Raw genomic sequence first — 19211 nt, 5'->3', positions numbered from 1 at the left:
TCAGCTCTTCACGGCGCCGAGAAGGGCGCCCTTGGTGAAGTGCTTCTGCATGAAGGGCAGGACGATCAAGAGGGGGATCGTCGAGACGACGATCATTCCGTACTTGATCAGCTCGCCCAGGCGCTGGGCGGCGGCGTAGGAGTCCATCGCTCCGGAGCCGCCTGCGGAGGTGACCTCGGACTGGATCAGGACGTTGCGCAGCACCAGCTGGAGCGGGTACTTGCTCTCGTCGTCGAGGTAGATCAGGGCGTCGAAGAAGGCGTTCCAGTTGGCCACGAGGTGGATCATGATCATGAGGAAGATCAGCGGCTTCGACAGCGGCAGGACGATGCTGAAGAAGAAGCGGAAGTCGCTCGCGCCGTCCATCTGAGCGGCGTCGCGCAGCTCGCCCGGCACGTTGTTCTCGAAGAAGGCGCGGGCGATGATCAGGTTCCAGACCCCGACCGCGCCGGGCAGGACCACGGCCCAGATCGTGTCCAGCATCCCGAGGTCGCGCACCACCAGGTAGCGGGCGATCAGGCCTCCGTCGATGAACATCGTGAGGATGAAGATCAGGAGGAAGACGGTCCGCCCGTAGAGGTCCTTCCTCGACAGGGCGTAGGCCGCGCAGAGGATCGTGCTGACGCTGATCGCGGTGCCGACGACCGTGTACAGGACCGAGTTGCCGAAGCCCTGCCAGATCGCGCCGTCCGAGAAGATCCGCCCGTAGCCCTCGAGAGTGAAGCCGGCCGGCCACAGCCAGACGTTCCCGTTGAGGATCTGCGACGGCTCGCTGAACGAGGCGATCACGATGAAGTACATCGGGTAGACGATCGCGACGATCGCCAGGAGCAGGACGGCGATCGCGATCGTGTTGAACACGGGGTCCGCGTACCGTCCGGTGCGCTTCGCCGGCGCGGTGCGGCGAGGGGGAGTCGGTGCCGACGGCTCGCGGACGGCGCGGTCGGGGTGGATGGTCTGTGTCATGGCGTCGTCACCAGAGGCTCGATTGGCCCGCACGGCGGGCGACCTGGTTGAAGGTCGCCAGCAGGACGAGGTTGATCAGGGAGTTGAAGAGGCCGATGGCGGCCGAGTAGCTGAACTGCGCCTGCTGCAGCCCCGCCTTGTAGACGTAGGTCTGGATCACCTCGGAGGTCGGGAGGTTGAGGTCGGTCTGCATGAGCAGGACCTTCTCGAATCCGAGGTTGAAGAGATTGCCGATCGCCAGGATGAACAGGATCGTGATCACCGGCAGGATGCCCGGGATGTCGATGTGGCGGATTCGCTGCCACTTGCTCGCTCCGTCGACGCGGGCGGCCTCGTGCAGAGCCGGGTCGATCGCGGTGAGGGCGGCGAGGTAGACGATCATCGAGAATCCGGCGTTCTGCCAGATGTCGGAGCCGATGTAGAGGGGCCGGAACCAGTCCGGCGAGCCCATGAAGAACACCGGCTCTCCCCCGAGGGCGACGATCGCGCTGTTCACGATCCCGGACCGCGGCGAGAAGAGCAGGTGGATCATGCCCACGACCACGACGACCGAGATGAAGGACGGCGAGTAGAGCACCGTCTGCGTGAACTTCTTGAACCGCTCGCTCTGCAGCTGGTTGACGATCAGCGCGAGCACGATCGGCACCGGGAAGGCGACGAGCAGCCCCAGGGCGTTCACCGTCAGGGTGTTCTCGATCAGGCGCCCGAACTGGAACGACGAGACGAAGCGGGTGAAGTTGTCCAGGCCCACCCACGGGCTGCCCGAGAAGCCGAGCGACGGGTTGTAGTCGCGGAAGGCGATCTGGGCGCCGTACATCGGCCAGTACTTGAACAGCGCCACGAAGACGAGCGCCGGGGTCAGTAGTACGTATAACTGCCAGGAGCGCAGGGCGCGCCTCGCAGCGGAGCCGAGGCGCTGCCTCGGGCTCAGGAGGCGCCGTGGCCGGGGGATCCCGGGGGCGGACTTCATCGTCGTCATGCGCGCACCTCTGCACTCGTCACCGATCCGCGGAGGACCGGTGAGCAATGGATGGGATGGGGTCGGGGCTCCTCGCGCGGTTCCGCGAGGAGGAGGGAGACGGCGTCGCGGGCCATGCGCTCGTGGGGGAGCGCGACGGTCGTGAGGCCGGGGTCGAGGTAGGAGGCGAGGGTCTCCTGGTCGTCGAAGCCGACGATGGAGCAGTCCTCGGGCACGCGGAGGCCGCGCGCCTCGAGAGCCCGGTAGGCGCCCCAGGCGGTGCGGTCGTTGCCGCAGAAGATCGCGGTGGGGGGATCGGCCTCGTCGAGGAGCTCCGCGGTGAGGGCGAGGCCGTCCTCGACGGTGCCGCCGGAGCCGTGCCGGACGAGGCGGGGGTCCACGGTGAGGCCCCCCTCCTCGAGGGCGCGGCGGTAGCCCGCCCGCCGTCCGACACCCGCGGGGAGGTCGCTGTCGGCGGGCTGGATGTCGATGTAGGCGATGCGGCGGTGGCCGGCGCCCGTCAGCTGGCGGGTGGCGGTGTACCCGCCCTCCTCCTCGTCCGGGAAGACGCTGGAGAAGCGCCCGCCGGCGGACTGGGCGTTCACGACCACGGTGGGCACGTCGCCCAGCGCCTCCGGCACCTCGACGACGCGGTGGTACATCGAGGCGTAGATGACGCCGAGCACGCGGTACGACAGCATCATGTCGATCGCCGACTCCTCGAGGGCGCGCTCGCCGAAGGTGTCGACGCTGAGGATGATGTGGCCGCTCTCCCAGGCCCGCATCTGCGCGCCCTTCAGCAGGCGGCCGGCGAAGGGGGAGCTGGCGACCTCGTCCGAGACGAAGCCGATCATCCCCGACTGCCCGCTGCGGAGCGACTTCGCGAAGGCGTTGGTGCGGTAGCCGAGATCCTCGACCGCCTCCATCACACGGGCTCGGGTGGCCTCGGTGACGCGGTTGCCGGGAGCGTTGTTGAGCACGAGGGACACGGTGGCCTGGGAGACGCCGGCGCGCTCCGCGACCTGCCTCATCGTCGCCGTCCGTCCGGCCATGACCCACCTCCTCGTGGCCTCGGTTATTCGTATAACTGGAAAGTACACATCCGAGAGCGCGGCGTCAACATCCGATTCCGCGAGCCCCGGTCGGCAGGTCGCGAGAACGCAGGAGTCGTCGTTCCGGAGCTCGAGTGCGACGACGTCCGCGTTCTCGCGGAGGGCGGGGGCGTCAGCCGGAGGACTCCCGCGGCACGAAGCGGACGGGCATGGCCTGCACGCCTGCGGTCGGACGTCCGTGGATCGCGTTCGAGAGCTCCTCCGCGGCGGCACGGCCGAGCGTGTCGAGCATCATGTCGATGCTCGAGAGCGGCGGGCGGGCGGCCTCGACGAGGAGGTCCCAGTTGTCGAAGCCGACGACGGCCACGTCCTGCGGCACCCGCCGGCCGGTCTCGCGCAGGTGGTCGAGGGTGCCGCGGGCGATCTGGTCGCTCGCGCAGATGATCGCGTCGAGGTCCGGATGCGCGCGCAGCAGCGTCTCTGCGCACTGGCGGCCCCAGCTCTCGGACCACTGCCCGAAGAGGACGCCGCCGCCGACCAGCGGGAGCCCCGCCTCCGTCAGCGCCTGCTCGACGCCCCGGGCGCGGTCGTGCGCGGCGGTGTAGCTCGGCTCGCCGTTGACGAGGGCGATCCTGGTCCGTCCGCGCTCGATCAGGTGGCGGGCGGCGAGGACGCCGGCCTGCACGTTGTCGGGCGTGAAGGAGGAGTCGCGCGGATCCTCCGAGGGCGCGTAGGCGTAGACGACCGGCACCGGGATGGTGCGGGTGATCGAGGGGCGCGGGTTCGTCGTCCGACCGAGCACCACGATCCCGTCGACGCGCTTGGCGAGCAGGTTCTTGATGTGGTGCTGCTCGCGGATCGAGTCGCCGCGGGCGTCGCAGAGGAGCACCGACGTCGATCCGGCGCCGAACGCGTCCTCGGCGCCGAGCAGCACGGGGAGCACGAAGCGGTTGTCGAGATCGTTGGTGAGCATCCCGATGGTGCCCGTGCGCCGGGAGTTGAGGGCCTGCGCGAACGGGTTCGGGGTGAAGGAGAGGGCCTCGGCGGCGTCCAGCACGCGCTGGCGGGTCTCGGCGCGCACCTGGTCGCGGCCGTTGAGCGCCTTGGAGGCGGTGGCGATCGAGACGCCGGCGGCGGCCGCCACGTCGGTGAGCGTGATGGTGCCGGTGGGCTTGCGTGGTGGCACCGCGTCTCCGTTCCGGGCCCGGCGGGCCGCCGCGTCGATCCTCGCACGACTCGGCGTAAAAACCGAAAAGACCGAAAAGGGCGCATCTCTTGACGGACTGACTTGCTCTGCCTAGGTTTACCCGACAGAAAGTAGTTTCGGCCCGGCGCAGACGATCGGGACGACTGCCGAGGAATCCGTCAACGACGAAGGGATCATCCGTGAAGACGAGGAAGCACGCTCGGGGCCTCGCCGCCGCCGTCCTGCTGGGAACGGCTGCGGCCGCACTGACCGGCTGCGCGAGCGGCACCGGGGGCGACTCCGGCTCCGCCGCGGGAGGCAGCTACACGTTCTGGGACCCGTACCCCCAGTTCGACGAGTCGTCCGACTGGGCGAAGCTCATCGACTCCTGCGGGACCGAGGCCGGCGTCACCATCGAGCGCACCGGCTACGACACCACCGACCTGACCAACAAGGCGCTGCTCGCCGGTCAGCAGGGCAACTCGCCCGACCTCCTGCTCGTCGACAACCCCGTGGTCTCGACGCTCGCGGAGTCGGGCATCCTGACCACGACCGCCGAGTCCGGGCTCTCCACCGACGGGATCGACGCGAACATCCTCGCGGCCGGCCAGACCGGCAGCGACACCTTCGGCGTGCCGATCGGCGCCAACACGCTCGCGCTGTACTACAACAAGGCCGTGCTCGAGAAGGCCGGCGTGGACGCCGCCTCCATCACCGACTGGGCCGGGCTGACCGACGCGCTCGAGAAGGTCACCGCCTCCGGCGGCAAGGGCATCACGTTCTCCGGCATCGGCACGGAGGAGGGGACCTTCCAGTTCCTGCCCTGGTTCTGGGGCTCCGGCGCCGAGCTGACCGACCTCGACTCGCCCGCCGCGGTCGACGCCGTCTCGCTCTGGAGCGACTGGCTCGAGAAGGGCTACGCGCCCAACTCTGTGATCGGCAACACGCAGACCACGAGCTGGCAGGAGTTCGAGACCGGCGAGTACGCGTTCGGCGAGAACGGCACCTGGCAGCTGGCCAACGCGAAGGCCTCGGGCATCGACTACGGCGTCCTGACCATCCCGTCGAAGGACGGCGGAGCGGCCCCCGCACCGACGGGAGGCGAGTTCCTCACCCTCCCGGTGCAGTCGGACACGGCGCGCTACGAGACCTCGAAGAAGATCGCCGAGTGCCTGACCTCGACGGAGAGCCTGGTCACGACCGACAACACGCTCTCGTACATCGCGCCGACGGCCGAGGCGCAGCAGGAGCAGGTCGCCGGCAACGCCGACCTCGAGCCGTGGGTCACCGCCGTGCAGGCCGCGAAGGGCCGCACCTCGGACGACCTCGGCACGAAGTACCCGAAGATCTCGGAGCAGCTGTGGGGCGCGGTGCAGACCGTGCTCAGCGGCTCGCAGTCTCCCGAGGACGCCCTGAAGGCCGCCCAGTCGGCCGCCGAATCCGCCACGAAGTAGGACGACCGGGGGCTCCCGCTCCCCGAACGAGGTCCCCCCGGCCGGTGCTCCGCGCACCGGCCGGGGGGACGGGAGAGACCATGACCACTGCCACCGAGACCGCCCGCCTCCTGCGGCGCGGCACCGAGCCGCCGGCCCCGCCCGCCCCGGCCGCCGAGAGCCGTCGGCGCCGCCGGCGCCCCGAGGGCGGCCGTCTGGTCGCGTGGGCGTTCCTCGCCCCGCTCGTCGCCTACCTGCTCGTCTTCTACGCGTTCCCGCTCTACCGCAACCTCGAGCTGAGCCTGAAGGACTACACGGTCCGCTCGTTCGTGCAGGGGAACGCGCCCTTCGTCTGGTTCGACAACTACGTCCAGGTGTTCCAGGACGCGACCTTCGGCCCGGCGCTGCTGCACACGGCGGTCTTCACCGGCGTCTCGCTCCTCTTCCAGTTCACGCTGGGGCTGGCGCTCGCCGTGTTCTTCTACCGCCGCTTCCCGCTCGCGAGCACGCTCCGGGCGCTGTTCCTGGTGCCGTGGCTCCTGCCGCTGATCGTCTCGGCCTCGACCTGGTCGTGGATGCTCAACAGCGACTCCGGCATCGTGAACGCGTTCCTGGAGTCGTTCGGGATCGGCCAGATCAACTGGCTCACCTCGCCGACCACCTCGCTGATCGCGGTCCTGATCGCGAACATCTGGATCGGCATCCCGTTCAACCTGGTGATCCTCTACTCCGGCCTGCAGAACATCTCGCAGGACCTCTACGAGGCGGCCTCGCTCGACGGCGCGACCGGCGCCCAGCAGTTCTGGCGGATCACGCTGCCGCTGCTGCGGCCGGTGTCGGCGATCACGATCCTGCTCGGCCTCGTCTACACGCTGAAGGTGTTCGACATCATCTGGATCATGACGAAGGGCGGCCCCGCCGACTCCTCGACCACGCTCGCCACCTGGACGTACCAGCTCGGCTTCGGCTCGATGCTGCCCGATTTCGGACCGGCCGCGGCCGTCGGCAACCTGCTGATCATCCTGGCCCTCGTCTTCGGCCTCGTGTACATCCGGGTCCAGCGGAAGCAGGCCGACTCGTGACCGCGCGCCGCCCCTGGTACCTGACGGTGGTCGGGATCGCCCTCACGGCGGTCATGCTGTTCCCCGTCTACTGGATGATCAACGTCTCCCTCACTCCGACCGGCTCGATGCGGAAGGATCCGCCGGACTGGTTCCCGTTCGCGCCCACGTTCACCGGCTACCAGGCGGTGCTGAGCGAGCAGCTGCCCTACCTGGGCACCAGCCTCGTCGTCGGCCTCGGCACGGTGCTGCTGACCGTGGCGATCGCCGCTCCCGCCGCCTACTCGCTGGCGAAGCTGCGGCCCCGCGGCGGGCAGGCGCTCTCGTTCGTGCTGCTGATCGCGCAGATGATCCCGGCGATCATCATGGCGATGGGCTTCTACGCCATCTACCTCAACCTGGGACTGCTCAACTCGATCCCGGGCCTGATCGTGGCCGACTCCACCATCGCGGTGCCGTTCGGCGTGCTGATCTTCACGGCCTTCATGTCGGGGATCCCCGACGAGCTCACCCAGGCGGCGCGGATGGACGGAGCGAGCGCCTGGCGCACCTTCACCTCGGTGATCATGCCGATCAGCCGCAACTCCGTGGTCACCGTCTCGCTGTTCGCGTTCCTCTGGGCCTGGTCGGACTTCATCTTCGCCTCGACGCTCGACAGCGGCGGGAAGCTCCAGCCGATCACCCTCGGCATCTACAAGTACATCGGCAACAACAACCAGGAGTGGAACTCGATCATGGCGACCGCCGTGGTCGCCTCGCTCCCGGCCGCCGTCCTCCTCGTCGTCGCCCAGCGGTACGTCTCGGCGGGAGTCACCGCCGGCGCCGTCAAGGACTGACCCGTCCCTCCAAGGAGACACCGTGACCCTCACCGCCCCCACCGCCACCGCCCTCGGCGGCCCGGTCGCCCCCTCGCGGAGCGTGCTCCGGCCGCTGCGCCAGGACGAGATCCGTCTCACCGGCGGCTTCTGGAAGCACTACCAGGACCTCAACTCCTCCGCCGTCATCGAGCACTGCCGCTCGTGGATCGAGCGCGTCGGCTGGGCCGGCAACTTCGACCGCGCGGCCGACGGCTCGATCTCGTCCGCCGAGGGCGGCGACGCGCACGCGGGCATCGAGTTCGTGGACTCCGAGGTCTACAAGCTCCTCGAGGCCATGGCCTGGGAGCTCGGCCGGAGCGACGACGCCGGGCTGCAGGAGCGGTACGACGACCTCGTCGCGCGGGTCGCCTCCGCCCAGGACCCGGACGGCTACCTGCACACGAGCTTCGGCCGGCCCGGCCAGCGTGCGCGCTACTCCGACCTGGAGTGGGGCCACGAGCTGTACAGCTTCGGGCACCTGATCCAGGCCGCCGTGGCGCGGCTCCGCACCGGGCACGACGACCTCCTGCCGCAGGTCGCCCGGCGCCTCGCCGACCACGTGCACCGCGAGTTCGGGCCCGAGGGGAGGGTCGCCGTGTGCGGCCACCCCGAGATCGAGCCGGCGCTCGCCGAGCTGGCGCGGGCGACGGGGGAGGAGCGCTACCTCGAGCTGGCCCGCCTCTTCGTGGAGCGCCGCGGGACGGGGACGCTGAAGCCGATCGCCTTCGGCGCCGAGTACTTCCAGGACGACGTGCCCGTGCGCGACGCGGAGGTGCTGCGCGGCCACGCGGTGCGGGCCCTCTACCTCGCCTCCGGGGCTCTCGATGTCGCGGTCGAGACCGGCGACGCCGAGCTGGAGGAGGCGGTCAGGCGCCAGTGGGAGGCGACCGTCGAGCGGCGGACCTACGTCACGGGCGGGATGGGCTCGCACCACCAGGACGAGGCGTTCGGCGCCGACTACGAGCTGCCGCCGGACCGCGCCTACGCCGAGACCTGCGCGGCGATCGGCTCCACGATGCTCAGCTGGCGGCTCCTGCTCGGCTCGAACGAGCACCGCTACGCGGACCTGATGGAGCGGACGCTGCTGAACGCGGTGCTCCCCGCGACCCGCGACGACGGCCGCGCCTTCTTCTACACGAACACGCTGCAGCAGCGCGTCGACGGAGTGGCACCGGACGAGTCGCGCGAGACCGACCGCGCGCAGTCCAGCCTCCGCGCGCCCTGGTTCTGGGTCTCGTGCTGCCCGACCAACACCGCCCGCACCCTGGCGAGCGTGGAGCTCGGCTTCGCGACCGCCACCGACGACGGGGTGCAGCTCCACCAGTACGGCGCGTACGAGGTGCGCACCGGAGGCGTCGCGCTGCGCGTCGAGACGGAGTACCCGGCCGACGGCGAGATCGTCGTGCGGATCCTCGAGGACGCGGAGTTCGCGCTGACGCTGCGGGTCCCTCCGTTCGCGCGGGGCTCGGCGCTGCTCGACGGCGAGCCGGTCTCGACGCCGACCGTCACCGTCCGCCGGGCGTTCTCCGCTGGCGACACCGTGCGGCTCTCGCTGCCGATGACGGCCCGCTTCGTCGCCCCGCATCCCCGGATCGACGCGGTGCGCGGCCAGGTCGCCCTCGAGCGCGGGCCGTTCGTGCTGGCGATCGAGTCGCTCGACCTGCCCGAGGGCCTGGACACCGAGCACATCGCGGTCGACGCCTCGGTGCCGCCCGTCGTGACGGCGGAGGGAGCGCGCGTGTCCCTCGTGGCGCGGGAGGCGGCTCCCGGCTGGCCCTACGGTTCCGTGCCGGTGGAGGAGGGGCGCCGCTTCGAGGCGGAGTTCCGGCCGTACCACCGCTGGGCGAACCGCGGGCCGTCGACGATGCGGATCTGGACGCCGACGGCCTGACTGGCACCGCTCGCGAGAACGCGGAAGTCGTCGCACTCGAGCGCGAGTGCGACGACGCCTGCGGAGTGGCTGCCGTTGCGGCGCCGTGCGCTCAGATCCAGCCGCGCTCGCGGGCCTCGATGACCGCGCGCTGGCGGGTGTCGACGTCGAGCTTGCGCAGGATCGACGAGACGTGGTTGCGGACGGTGCCGGAGGAGAGGTGCAGCGCCGCGCCGATCTCGCCGATCGTCTCGCCGCGGGAGCCGGCGCTGAGCACGTCGAGCTCGCGGTCGGTCAGCGGGCTGCGCGTGCTCGCCAGGGCGTCGGCGGCGATCTCCGGATCGACGTAGCGGCGTCCGCTCGCGACCTGACGGATCACCTCGGCGACGTCCTCGACCCGGCGCGACTTCGGCAGGAAGCCGCTGACACCCGCTCCGAGCGCTCGCCGCAGGACCCCCGGCCGCGCGTGCCGGGTGACGACCACGACCCGCGTCGCGGAGACCCGGCGCAGCCGCTCCGCCGCCTCGATCCCGTCGAGCCCGGGCATCTCGACGTCGAACAGGCACACGTCGGGCTGCAGGCGCAGCGCCTCCGCGACCGCCTGCTCGCCGTCGCGGCACTCGCCCACGATCTCGAGGTCCTCCTCGAGGCGGAGGAGCGCGGCCAGCGCCGTGCGGATCATGTCCTCGTCGTCGGCGATCAGCACCCGGATCACGAGTCGCTCCCCACCGGCAGGCGCGCGTCCAGCTCGAAGGAGCGGCGGACCGCCCCGGCGCGCAGCGTCCCGCCCGCGCGCTCGACCCGCTCCGCCATGCCGAGGACGCCCGAGCCGGTCCCGTCCGCCTCTTCCGCGTCCGGTGCCAGGTCGTTCACCGCCTCGAACCGCCACTCGTCCTGCTCCCGCGCGAGCCGCAGCCGCGCGCTGGAGCCGCCGCCGTGCTTGAGGATGTTCGTCGTCGTCTCGCGGACCACCGGCCCGAGCGTCTCGGCCGGCGCGTGAGCCGCCGCCGGGTCGACCTCGAGCTCGACGCGGAGCCCGGCCGAGCGGAGCAGGTCGGCGGCGTTGGCCAGCTCGTCGGCGAGCGGGACGCTGCGGAAGCGCGTGGCGAGCTCGCGGGTGCCGGTGCGGGCGCCGTCGACCGAGCGCTGGGCGGCGCGCAGCTGCTCGAGAGCGGCCTCCGGGTCGCTGCCGAGGAGGCGCTCGGCGAGCTCGAGCTGCAGCGCGATCACCTGGAGGTGGTGGCCCTGGAGGTCGTGCACGTCGCCGGCGAGCAGCAGGCGCTCCTGCGCGGCGGCGAGTCGGCCCTCGGCGGCGCGCGCCCGGTCGAGCTCGCGGACGATGTCCCACCACCACAGCGCGCTGACGACCGTCAGGGGCAGCAGCGTCGCGAACAGCAGGAGGGTCGAGAGCGCGGCCGACGCGTCCGGCGCCGCGCGCGTCTGCTCGAGCACCGCCGCGACCGCGAGGACGATCGTGCAGAGCACCATCACCCGGAGCCGCACCCCGCTCTGCCAGGGCAGCACGGCGACCAGGGTCGCGGCGAGCGAGAGCCCGAGCGCGAGGCTCCCGGCGGCCGTGCCGGTGAGCGCCGCGGCCGCCACTCCGAGGCAGAAGACCAGGGTCGGCACAGCCCGGAGGCGCACCGGGCCCTCGCGGTCGGCGCGCCGGTACGCGAGCGCGGTCGGCGAGAACACCGCGACCCAGGCGGCCGCACCCAGGAAGTAGGCCCCCTTCCGCCACTCCTCGGCCTCGGCGCTCAGCACCGCCACGGACCAGACGGCCAGGACGATCACCACGAAGGAGGCGGCTGACGCGAGGGTGTACCACCAGGTCACGGCGACGCCGCGGCCCGCGCGCACGGGCGGATCCGCCTCGGTCGAGTTCACCATGCGGCCCAGGCTACGACCATGACACTTGTCACCCCTCGGGCCGTCGATCCTCCCGGGACGCGGTGACCCGGCGGCACTGCCGCAGCGGGCGCGGACACGGTCGGATGGAGGAGTCCCGAGAGCCGGGGCCACGAACCGGAAGGCACGACCATGACGATCATCAGCGACGCGATCCTCGGATTCCAGGACCTGATCGGCCGCGTTCCCGAGCTCGTGCAGCCCCTCGTCGTCGCCGCGGCCGGGGCCGTCCCCTTCATCGAGGGCGAGGGAGCGGCGAGCATCGGGATCATCGGCGGCATCCACCCGGTCGTCGCCGGGCTCGCCGGGGCGATCGGCAACTTCGTCTGCGTGGCGCTGCTCGTGCTGCTGGGCACCGGCGTCCGCTCGGCGATCACGGGCCGCTCGGAGGCGAAGCGGACGACTCCGCGGCGCGAGAAGTTCCAGCGGGCCTTCACCCGCTACGGCGTCCCGGGCGTGAGCCTGCTGGGGCCGCTGCTGCTCCCGACGCACTTCACCGCGGTGATGCTGGCGGGCGCCGGAGTCGGCCGAGGGCGGATCCTGCTCTGGCAGGGCGTCGCGATCGCGCTGTGGACGACGGTGCTGACGGTGATCGTCGGGCTCGCGGTCTCGGGCGCGACGCAGGCGGGCTGAGCGGGCCGGACTCGGTCCTGAGGCGTGCGACCCCGGTGGCGCAGAGGCGTCCGCGCCACCCGTCAGTGCCGGATGCGCCGTCCCGGTCCGCCGTCCGGGTCCGCCGGGCCGGCGGACTGCAGGTGGGTGTGCAGGCGGATGAGGGTGTCGCGCAGCCGGGTCTTGACGGTGCCGAGCGGGATCGACAGCTCCTCCGCGATCTCGGAGTGGCTGTACCCGCGGACGTAGGCGAGGTAGAGGACGTCGTGGTGGATGGCGGCGAGCTGCCGGATCGCGCCGGCCGCGGGCGCCAGGGCCAGCCGGACGTCCGAGCGCTCCCACTCGTGATCGCGCGGCCGGTCGAGGACCGTGTACTGCAGCTCCCGGCGCCGCGCCGACCGGTCCGCCCGGGCGCGGTCCACGGCACGGCGGTGCGCGACCTGGGCCAGAAAGGCGAGCACGGGACGGCCCGGGTCGAGCGAGCGCGCGGTGCGCCAGAGCTCGAGGTAGACCTCCTGCGCGACCTCCTCGGCTGCGGCGCGGTCGTCGAGCACGGCGTCCGCGACGGAGACGACCCGGCCCGCGGTGAGCGAGTAGAGCTGCCGGAAGGCGGTCCGGTCGCCCGCGCAGACCCGCAGCAGCAGGGCCGCTGACCGCGCAGGGCTGTCCCCGGGCTCACGCCGCTTGCCCGTCATCGTCGACACAGGGCTCAGCCTGGCACCGCGGACGCGCTCCTCCCGGGGTCGTGCCCTGAGAGGTGGCCCCCGTTAGAGGCTCACTTTCACAGGAGTCCGCCGATGCGCGCCGCACGCCCGCCGATGCGCGGCCCCGGTCGCGCACGGGGCCCGTGCGGCGGCGTCGACGGACTGGGCCGCCCGTCAGGCGGCGACGCGCGCGTTCGACTGCGCGAGGAGCGCGACCGAGCGCAGGCGCGCCTCCGTCTGCAGCGACGCGTGGGCGACGATGACCTCGTCGGCGTCGGCGGAGCGGGCGAAGTCGGCGGTGTAGTCGGCCACCTGGTGGCCGGTGCCGACACCGGTGTAGGTGGTCATGCTCGCGACGTGGGCGCCGATCGGCGCGCTGAGCAGGGCGTCGAGTTCCTCGTCGTCGAAGGTCTGGCCGACGGGGATCTGCCCGCTCTGGCGCAGCAGCATCATCAGGCGGGCGCGCTTCATCTGCGCGAACTGCTCCTGCGCGTCCTCCTCGGTGTCGGCGGCGATGGCGTTCATCCCGGCGATCACGTAGGGCGCGTCGAGCTGCTCGGAGGGGCGAAAGCCGCGGCGGTACTCCGCGACGGCCTGGTGCAGCGCGTCCGGAGCGAAGTGCGAGGCGAACGCGTACGGCAGGCCCAGCGCGGCGGCCAGCTGCGCGCCGAAGAGCGAGGAGCCGAGGATGTAGAGGGGGACGCGGGTGCCGGCACCGGGCGTCGCGCTCACTCCGGGGATGCGGGACTCGCCGGCGAGGAACGCCTGCAGCTCCAGCACGTCCTGCGGGAAGCGCTCGGAGGAGTCGGGGTCGCGGCGGAGCGCGCGGAAGGTCGCCTGGTCGCTGCCGGGGGCGCGGCCGAGTCCGAGGTCGATCCGGCCCGGGTGCAGCGTCTCGAGGGTGCCGAACTGCTCGGCGATGGTGAGCGGGGAGTGGTTCGGCAGCATGACGCCGCCGGAGCCGAGGCGGATCGTGGAGGTCTGCGAGGCGACGTGCGCGATGAGCACCGAGGTCGCGCTGGAGGCGATGCTCGCCATGTTGTGGTGCTCGGCGTACCAGACGCGGCGGTAGCCGTTGCGCTCGGCCTCCTGGGCCAGGGCGACGGAGGCGGCGAAGCTGTCGCGAGCGGTCTCACCGGGGGCGATGGGGGCGAGGTCGAGGATGGAGAGGGGAACGCTCATGGTGAGGGCAACGCCCGCGACGGCTCCGGTGTTCCCGTCGCGGGCGCCTTCCTCACGCCTCGGGGATGTCGCGGCCGTACGCCTCCAGCGTCACGGCCTCGGGCTCCGGTCCGCCGCGCACGCCGGCCTCGAGGGCGTCGATCCGGGCGAGCTCCGAGCCGGAGAGCGCGAAGTCGAACACGTCGATGTTCTCGGCGATGCGCTCGGGGCGGGTCGACTTCGGGATGACCTGGCGGCCCTCCTGCAGGTGCCAGCGGAGCATCACCTGCGCGGCCGTCTTCCCGTACTTGGCGCCGAGCTCGAGGAGCACCGGGTCGTCGAAGCTGCGGCGCGGGGAGTCGCGGTAGGCGGTGATGCCGCCGATCGGCGACCAGGCCTGGGTGAGGATGTCGTTCTCGCAGCCGAAGCGCTCGACCCGCCGCTGCTGGAAGTACGGGTGCACCTCGAGCTGGTTCACCGCGGGGACGACGTCGGTCTCGGCGAGCAGGCGGGTGAGGTGCTCGACCATGAAGTTGCTCACGCCGATCGCCCGCACCCTCCCGTCGGCGAGCAGCCGCTCGAGCGCCCGGTAGGCGTCGAGGGTGCGGTCGAAGGCCTCGGGCAGGGCCTGGTGCAGGATCAGCAGGTCGATCCGCTCGACGCCGAGCTTGCCCGCGCTCTTGTCGAAGGCGTGCAGCGTCTCGTCGTAGCCGTAGTCGCTGATCCACACCTTCGTCTCGAGGAAGACGTCGTCGCGGCCGGCGATCGCCTCGCCCACCTCGCGCTCGTTGCCGTAGGCCGCCGCCGTGTCGATGTGCCGGTACCCCGCGTCGAGCGCGGCGGCGACGGCGGCGCGGGTCTCGTCGGGCGGAGTCTGGAAGACGCCGAGTCCGAGGGCGGGGATCTCGACACCGTTGTGGAGAGTGAACGTGTTCATGAGCCCACGCTACGTCCGCAGACGCCGAGTCGCCCGAGAAGCCGCGCGCGACTCCTCAGGCGACCCCGTCGCTTCGGCCCTGTTCAGCCGTCGATCGGCAGCAGGATCCCCTTCACCGTCTCGTCCGTGGCGAGGAACTCCTGCACGGCCGGGTCCTGAAAGGCCTGGACGAGCTTCTTCACGTTCTCGGTGTCGCGGTACTTCGAGCCGATGGTGAGCTGCCCGGCGAAGTCGTCGGGGGCCTGCGGGGCGAAGATCTGCTGCTCGATCGGGATGCCGGCGGCGAGGTAGTACTCGGTGTAGCCGACGGCCGCGTCGAGGTCCGGCAGCGCGCGCGACTGGGCGGCGAAGTCGAGCAGGGTGAACTGCAGGTTCTTCGGGTTCTCGGCGATGTCGTCCTGGGTCGCGGTGCCCGGCTCCGTGCCCGGCTTCAGCGTGATCAGGCCGGCGTTCTGCAGCAGCCAGAGGCCCTGCGCCTCGTTGGCGGGATCGGAGTAGAGCGAGACCGTGCCGCCGTCGGGGATCTGGGAGACGTCGGAGTACTTGTCGCTCCAGAGCCCGAAGCCCCAGCGGAAGACGGGGGTGGCCGCCTCCTCCTCGAAGTCGGGGTTGGCCTCGAGCACCTGTCCCAGCCAGAGCTTGTGCTGGTAGACCGTGGCCGCGACCTCGCCCTCGCTCACCGCGCGGTTGATGGTGTTGCTGTCCGAGAGCCCCTTGAAGGCGACGGTGATGCCGTAGCGCGGCGCCACCTCCTTCGCGACGAAGTCGACCAGGGCCTGCTCGGAGGCATTGCCCTCGGCGGTCGCGACGTAGAGCGTCGCGCCCTCCTGCTCGTTGGCCGAGACGGCGGGGGAGAGGAGCGGGACGGCGATCGCGGAGGCGACGCCGACGACGACGACGGCCGCTCCGGCGATCCAGGGCCAGCGGCGCTTCTTCTTGAGATCGAATCCGAGGTCGTCGGGAGTGGACATGGCGGTGCCTTTCGAAGAGGGGGCGCGCGGGCGCGCGGGAGGGACGCCCGAGGGCGCAGGAGGAGGAGTGGTGGTTCTAGACGGCGGCCGCGACCCGGGGCGCTCGCCGCGAGCGGGAGGCGCCAGGCGTGGTCGCGCGGACGAGGGCGTCGCCGGTGAGCTGCACGGTCGCGACGGTGGCGACCAGGATCACGATGGTGGCGAGCATGACGGTGGTGTCGAAGCGCTGGTAGCCGTAGGTCACCGCGACGTAGCCGATGCCCCCGGCGCCGATCGTGCCGGCGATCGCCGAGTACTCGATCATCGCGATCGTGTTGATCGTCAGGCCGCCGATGATCTGCGGAACCGCCTCGCTCAGCTGGGCGGTCCGCACCACCTGCAGCCGCGACGCTCCGGAGGCGCGGGCGACGCGGGTGAGCGAGAGCGGCACGCTGCGCAGCGCGTTCTCGACGATGCGGGTGAAGAAGGCGATCCCCGCGATCGACATCGGCACGACGGCCGCCGCGATCCCGATGTTGGTGCCGGTGATCAGGCGCGTGAACGGCATGATCGACGCCATCAGGATGAGGAACGGCAGCGAGCGGCCGACGCTGATGACGGCGCTGAGCACCTGGTGGGCGGCCCGGTTCTCGGCCAGCCCGCCCGGAGCGAGGTTGTGCACGAGAGCGCCCAGCGGCACGCCGACCAGCACCACGATCGCCATGACGATGCCGACCATGATCAGCGTCTCGCCGAGCGCCGGCAGCACCAGCGCGGGGATCTGCTCGAGCGGGACCTTGTTGTCGAGGTGGAGGATCATGCCGCCACCTCCTCGGCGAGGACGCGCACGCCGGCGGGCCGGACCGACAGGCCGAGCTCGGCCGCCGCACGGGTGAGCCGCGCCTCGTCGACCGGGCCGAGCCCGATCGTCGCGTGGCCGACCGCCTGCCCGTCCACCGTCTCGATCGCCGCGCCGAGCAGCGAGACGGGGCCGACCGCCTCCGCGAGCCGGGTGACCCAGTCGGTCGGCACTCCGGAGCGGGAGTAGCCCACCACCCATTCGCCCAGACCCGGGCCGGGCGCGACGGCGGGGCGCACCGGGTTGAGGGCGAGGCCGAGCGGGGACGCGGGGTCGCGCAGCAGGTCGACGAGGCGCCCCGACTCCACGATGCGGCCGTGGTCGAGGCGGGCGACGGAGTCGGCCACCTGGCGCACCGTCTCCATCTCGTGGGTGATGAAGAGGATCGAGAGGCCCAGGTCGTCGCGCAGCTCCTTCAGGAGCGTGGTGATCGCGGTGGTCGAGGCGGGGTCGAGGCCCGAGGTCGCCTCGTCCGAGAGCAGCACCGAGGGGCGGAGGGCGAGCGCGCGGGCGATGCCGACGCGCTGGCGCTGACCACCGGAGAGCTGGTGCGGGTAGTAGCGCGCGCGGTCCGAGAGGCCGACGCGCTCGAGGAGCTCCGCAACGCGGCGCTTCGTCTCGGCGGCGGTGACGCCGAGGTACTCCAACGGCAGGGCCACGTTCTGCTCGGCCGTGCGGCGGCTGAAGAGTCCGTCGGACTGGAAGACCGTGCCGATGCGACGGCGGGCGACGCGCAGCCGCTCCTCCGAGAGCTGCGAGAGCGCCTCCCCGTTGACGACGACCGTGCCCGAGGTGGGCCGCTCGAGGAGGTTCACGCAGGCGGCGAGCGTGCTCTTGCCCGCGCCGCTCGGGCCGACGACGGCGAAGATCTCGCCGGTCGCGACCGAGAAGTCGAGGCGGTCGAGCACGGTCGCCGGACCGTACGACTTGCTGAGCTGCTCGAGCCGGATCATCGCGTTCCTTCGGACGGGTCGGGCGGCCGCGGCCTTTCCGCGTCGTCCCGGACACGATGATGGAGCACCGCGGGCCCGCCCGTCCCGGCCCGCGTCGCCCGGCGTAACCCTTCGTCGCCGGGCGTAACAGTGCGCGGGGCGGAGGGGGTCGCGGCCGCGAGACGCGACAGGACCGCCGCGGCCGGCAGCACGCGGGCTACCGTGACCGGATGCAGCCGAAGTGGGAGTCGACGACCATCGAGCGCGCCTTCGACGAGGGGTGGTCGGACGAGCCGATGGGGACGAAGGAGAAGTTCTGGCTCGTCGCCGACGGCGATCTGTGGCTCTTCAAGTTCGCCCGCCAGCGAGGAGACGAGACCCGCGGTGAGGACTGGGCGGAGTGGGTGTCGTTCCATCTCGCGCGGATGCTCGACGTCCCGTGCGCGGAGGTCCGACCTGCGACGGTGGGCGGTCGGCGCGGAATCATGTCGAGGAACGTCATCGAGCGCGAGCAGATCCAGAGCCTCGAGATCGGGAACAGCCTGCTGCGCCACTCCGATCGCCACTACGACCACGCTCGGAGGCGGCCCAACGACCGCTACACCGTCGATGCGGTGAGACGTGCTCTCGACGGCGTCGACGCTCCTGCAGGCTTCGACGCCGTCGCCGTTCTGAGCGGTTTCGACGTGTGGGCGGGCTACCTGCTGTTCGATGCCTGGGTAGCTGGACGGGATCGACACGACGAGAACTGGGCCGTCATCGCCGGACGCGGTCATCGGACCCTCTCGCCCTCGTTCGATCACGGCAACGCCCTCGGGTTCCAGGAGACCGAGGAGAAGCGCGCCGCCTGCCTCGCCGATGAGGCTCTCTTCGACCGGTGGGTGCGGAGAGGAAGGAGTCACCATTTCGCCGGGAGACCGCTGCTGGTCGACCTCGCAGCGGAGGTCCTCGCGGCGGTTCCTCCGACCCTGATGTCGGAGACGTGCGCTAGTTTCACGGAAGGACTGCTGGCAGCGACACGGAGGAGGATCCTCGATGACTCTCCTCGTTGATCGACCGGCGCCGCGTCCGACCCCTGGTGTCCGCGAGCTGCTGCTCGTCTGGCAGAACCCTCGTACTCGCCGGTTCCTCCGCGCGGCGGTGCTGTCCGTCGGGGTCGACGGCTTCCTCTTCCGGTACGAGCCGGCGGCTGTCGCCGACGAGGACTTCTTCCCGCTCGCGGAGTTCCCCCGTGTGGACGCGGAGTACCGGAGCTCGTCCCTTCCGCCGTTCTTCGCCAACAGGGTGATGTCGTCCGAGCGCGGCTCGTACGAGGAGTACCTGGGGTGGCTCGGTCTCGAGGCGGCGTCCCCCGACCTCCCCGTCGAGATCATGGTCCGGACCGGCGCGGCGCGAGCGACCGACACCTTCCATGTCGTGGAGAAGCCTCTCCGCACCGCGCAGACCCTCATCAGTCGTTTCTTCGTGTCGGGAGTCCGCCATCGGGCCGAGCTCCCGCTTCCGGTGCTGCCTCTCGAGCAGGGCGACGGGCTGGTCCTCGTGCCCGACGCCTCGAACCTCCGCAACCCGGAGGCCTACGAGGTGGCCTCGGTGTCCGGCGAGCGGATCGGATGGGTGCCGGCCTGGCTGTGCGGTGAGGTCGCCGCGCTCATGGCGTCCGGATGGGAGGTCGAGGCGGTCGCCGAGAAGGTGAACCCCGAGGCCCCGTCCCACGTCCAGGTGCTCTGCCGGATCACCGCGACCCTGCGTCACTGAACCCGCTCCC

19 protein-coding genes are annotated in these 19211 nt (G+C 71.5%); 7 read left to right on the top strand and 12 right to left on the bottom strand.

Annotated features, from left to right (window positions below; all coding sequences use genetic code 11):
• The 4 genes from C5C95_RS03635 to C5C95_RS03620 all read right to left on the bottom strand — a co-directional run bounded on the left by C5C95_RS03635 (position 1) and on the right by C5C95_RS03620 (position 4162).
• On the bottom strand, positions 1–966 hold the full coding sequence (locus tag C5C95_RS03635) for a carbohydrate ABC transporter permease (RefSeq protein WP_104268804.1): 966 nt from the start codon (positions 964–966) through the stop codon (positions 1–3).
• A 7-nt stretch (positions 967–973) separates the two neighbouring features.
• Positions 974–1945: a sugar ABC transporter permease gene (locus tag C5C95_RS03630; protein ID WP_258072612.1), complete on the bottom strand. Its 972-nt coding sequence runs from the start codon at positions 1943–1945 to the stop codon at positions 974–976.
• Complete coding sequence (locus C5C95_RS03625; protein ID WP_104323834.1) at positions 1942–2976, bottom strand: LacI family DNA-binding transcriptional regulator; 1035 nt, start codon at positions 2974–2976, stop codon at positions 1942–1944. The genes C5C95_RS03630 and C5C95_RS03625 overlap by 4 nt, the downstream gene beginning before the upstream one ends.
• A 172-nt stretch (positions 2977–3148) precedes the next feature.
• Positions 3149–4162: a LacI family DNA-binding transcriptional regulator gene (locus C5C95_RS03620; RefSeq protein ID WP_104237753.1), complete on the bottom strand. Its 1014-nt coding sequence runs from the start codon at positions 4160–4162 to the stop codon at positions 3149–3151.
• A 200-nt stretch (positions 4163–4362) separates the two neighbouring features.
• On the opposite strand from C5C95_RS03620, the gene C5C95_RS03615 reads away from it, so the two are divergent.
• The 4 genes from C5C95_RS03615 to C5C95_RS03600 all read left to right on the top strand — a co-directional run bounded on the left by C5C95_RS03615 (position 4363) and on the right by C5C95_RS03600 (position 9404).
• The gene (locus C5C95_RS03615) at positions 4363–5616 is read left to right on the top strand and encodes an extracellular solute-binding protein (protein WP_104323833.1); all 1254 of its coding nucleotides are present in this window, start codon (positions 4363–4365) and stop codon (positions 5614–5616) included.
• A gap of 80 nt (positions 5617–5696) precedes the next feature.
• On the top strand, positions 5697–6677 hold the full coding sequence (locus C5C95_RS03610; RefSeq protein WP_104247032.1) for a carbohydrate ABC transporter permease: 981 nt from the start codon (positions 5697–5699) through the stop codon (positions 6675–6677).
• A complete protein-coding gene (locus tag C5C95_RS03605) occupies positions 6674–7492 on the top strand; it encodes a carbohydrate ABC transporter permease (RefSeq protein WP_104274111.1) in 819 nt (272 codons plus the stop codon). The genes C5C95_RS03610 and C5C95_RS03605 overlap by 4 nt, the downstream gene beginning before the upstream one ends.
• Positions 7493–7514: 22 nt before the next feature.
• Complete coding sequence (locus tag C5C95_RS03600) at positions 7515–9404, top strand: glycoside hydrolase family 127 protein (RefSeq protein ID WP_104323832.1); 1890 nt, start codon at positions 7515–7517, stop codon at positions 9402–9404.
• Positions 9405–9495: 91 nt separating this feature from the next.
• Here C5C95_RS03600 and C5C95_RS03595 read toward each other — a convergent pair whose 3' ends face one another.
• The gene (locus C5C95_RS03595) at positions 9496–10098 is read right to left on the bottom strand and encodes a response regulator transcription factor (RefSeq protein ID WP_104222701.1); all 603 of its coding nucleotides are present in this window, start codon (positions 10096–10098) and stop codon (positions 9496–9498) included.
• Complete coding sequence (locus C5C95_RS03590; protein WP_104323831.1) at positions 10095–11273, bottom strand: sensor histidine kinase; 1179 nt, start codon at positions 11271–11273, stop codon at positions 10095–10097. Before C5C95_RS03590 ends, C5C95_RS03595 begins: the two co-directional genes overlap by 4 nt.
• A 150-nt stretch (positions 11274–11423) precedes the next feature.
• Here C5C95_RS03590 and C5C95_RS03585 point away from each other — a divergent pair, with 150 nt between their 5' ends.
• The gene (locus C5C95_RS03585; protein WP_104225805.1) at positions 11424–11924 is read left to right on the top strand and encodes a small multidrug efflux protein; all 501 of its coding nucleotides are present in this window, start codon (positions 11424–11426) and stop codon (positions 11922–11924) included.
• A 62-nt stretch (positions 11925–11986) separates the two neighbouring features.
• Here C5C95_RS03585 and C5C95_RS03580 read toward each other — a convergent pair whose 3' ends face one another.
• The 6 genes from C5C95_RS03580 to C5C95_RS03555 form a co-directional block, all read right to left on the bottom strand.
• Positions 11987–12598 (bottom strand): sigma-70 family RNA polymerase sigma factor, encoded by a 612-nt coding sequence (locus C5C95_RS03580; RefSeq protein WP_244229683.1) that lies wholly within the window; start codon positions 12596–12598, stop codon positions 11987–11989.
• A gap of 183 nt (positions 12599–12781) precedes the next feature.
• A complete protein-coding gene (locus C5C95_RS03575) occupies positions 12782–13789 on the bottom strand; it encodes an LLM class flavin-dependent oxidoreductase (protein ID WP_104323830.1) in 1008 nt (335 codons plus the stop codon).
• Positions 13790–13841: 52 nt separating this feature from the next.
• Positions 13842–14705, bottom strand: coding sequence for an aldo/keto reductase (locus C5C95_RS03570; protein WP_104222706.1), 864 nt, complete (start codon positions 14703–14705; stop codon positions 13842–13844).
• Between the two features lie 83 nt (positions 14706–14788).
• On the bottom strand, positions 14789–15676 hold the full coding sequence (locus C5C95_RS03565) for a MetQ/NlpA family ABC transporter substrate-binding protein (RefSeq protein ID WP_104257783.1): 888 nt from the start codon (positions 15674–15676) through the stop codon (positions 14789–14791).
• 76 nt (positions 15677–15752) lie between these two features.
• A complete protein-coding gene (locus C5C95_RS03560; protein WP_104222708.1) occupies positions 15753–16475 on the bottom strand; it encodes a methionine ABC transporter permease in 723 nt (240 codons plus the stop codon).
• Positions 16472–17467 carry a methionine ABC transporter ATP-binding protein gene (locus tag C5C95_RS03555; RefSeq protein WP_104257782.1) on the bottom strand — a complete coding sequence of 332 codons (996 nt, stop codon included), beginning with the start codon at positions 17465–17467 and terminating at the stop codon, positions 16472–16474. Before C5C95_RS03555 ends, C5C95_RS03560 begins: the two co-directional genes overlap by 4 nt.
• A gap of 209 nt (positions 17468–17676) precedes the next feature.
• On the opposite strand from C5C95_RS03555, the gene C5C95_RS03550 reads away from it, so the two are divergent.
• Together C5C95_RS03550 and C5C95_RS03545 are read left to right on the top strand one after the other, a co-directional pair.
• The gene (locus tag C5C95_RS03550; protein ID WP_104323829.1) at positions 17677–18498 is read left to right on the top strand and encodes a hypothetical protein; all 822 of its coding nucleotides are present in this window, start codon (positions 17677–17679) and stop codon (positions 18496–18498) included.
• Positions 18482–19201, top strand: a complete 720-nt coding sequence (locus tag C5C95_RS03545; RefSeq protein WP_146087044.1) for an HIRAN domain-containing protein — start codon at positions 18482–18484, stop codon at positions 19199–19201. Before C5C95_RS03550 ends, C5C95_RS03545 begins: the two co-directional genes overlap by 17 nt.
• Positions 19202–19211 lie beyond the last annotated feature (10 nt).

The sequence above is a fragment of the Rathayibacter sp. AY1B7 genome, from assembly GCF_002932735.1.
In the GTDB taxonomy this organism is placed as follows: domain Bacteria; phylum Actinomycetota; class Actinomycetes; order Actinomycetales; family Microbacteriaceae; genus Rathayibacter.
Note: the sequence above shows the minus strand (reverse complement) of the source record. Positions and strands in the feature narration are given on the sequence as shown.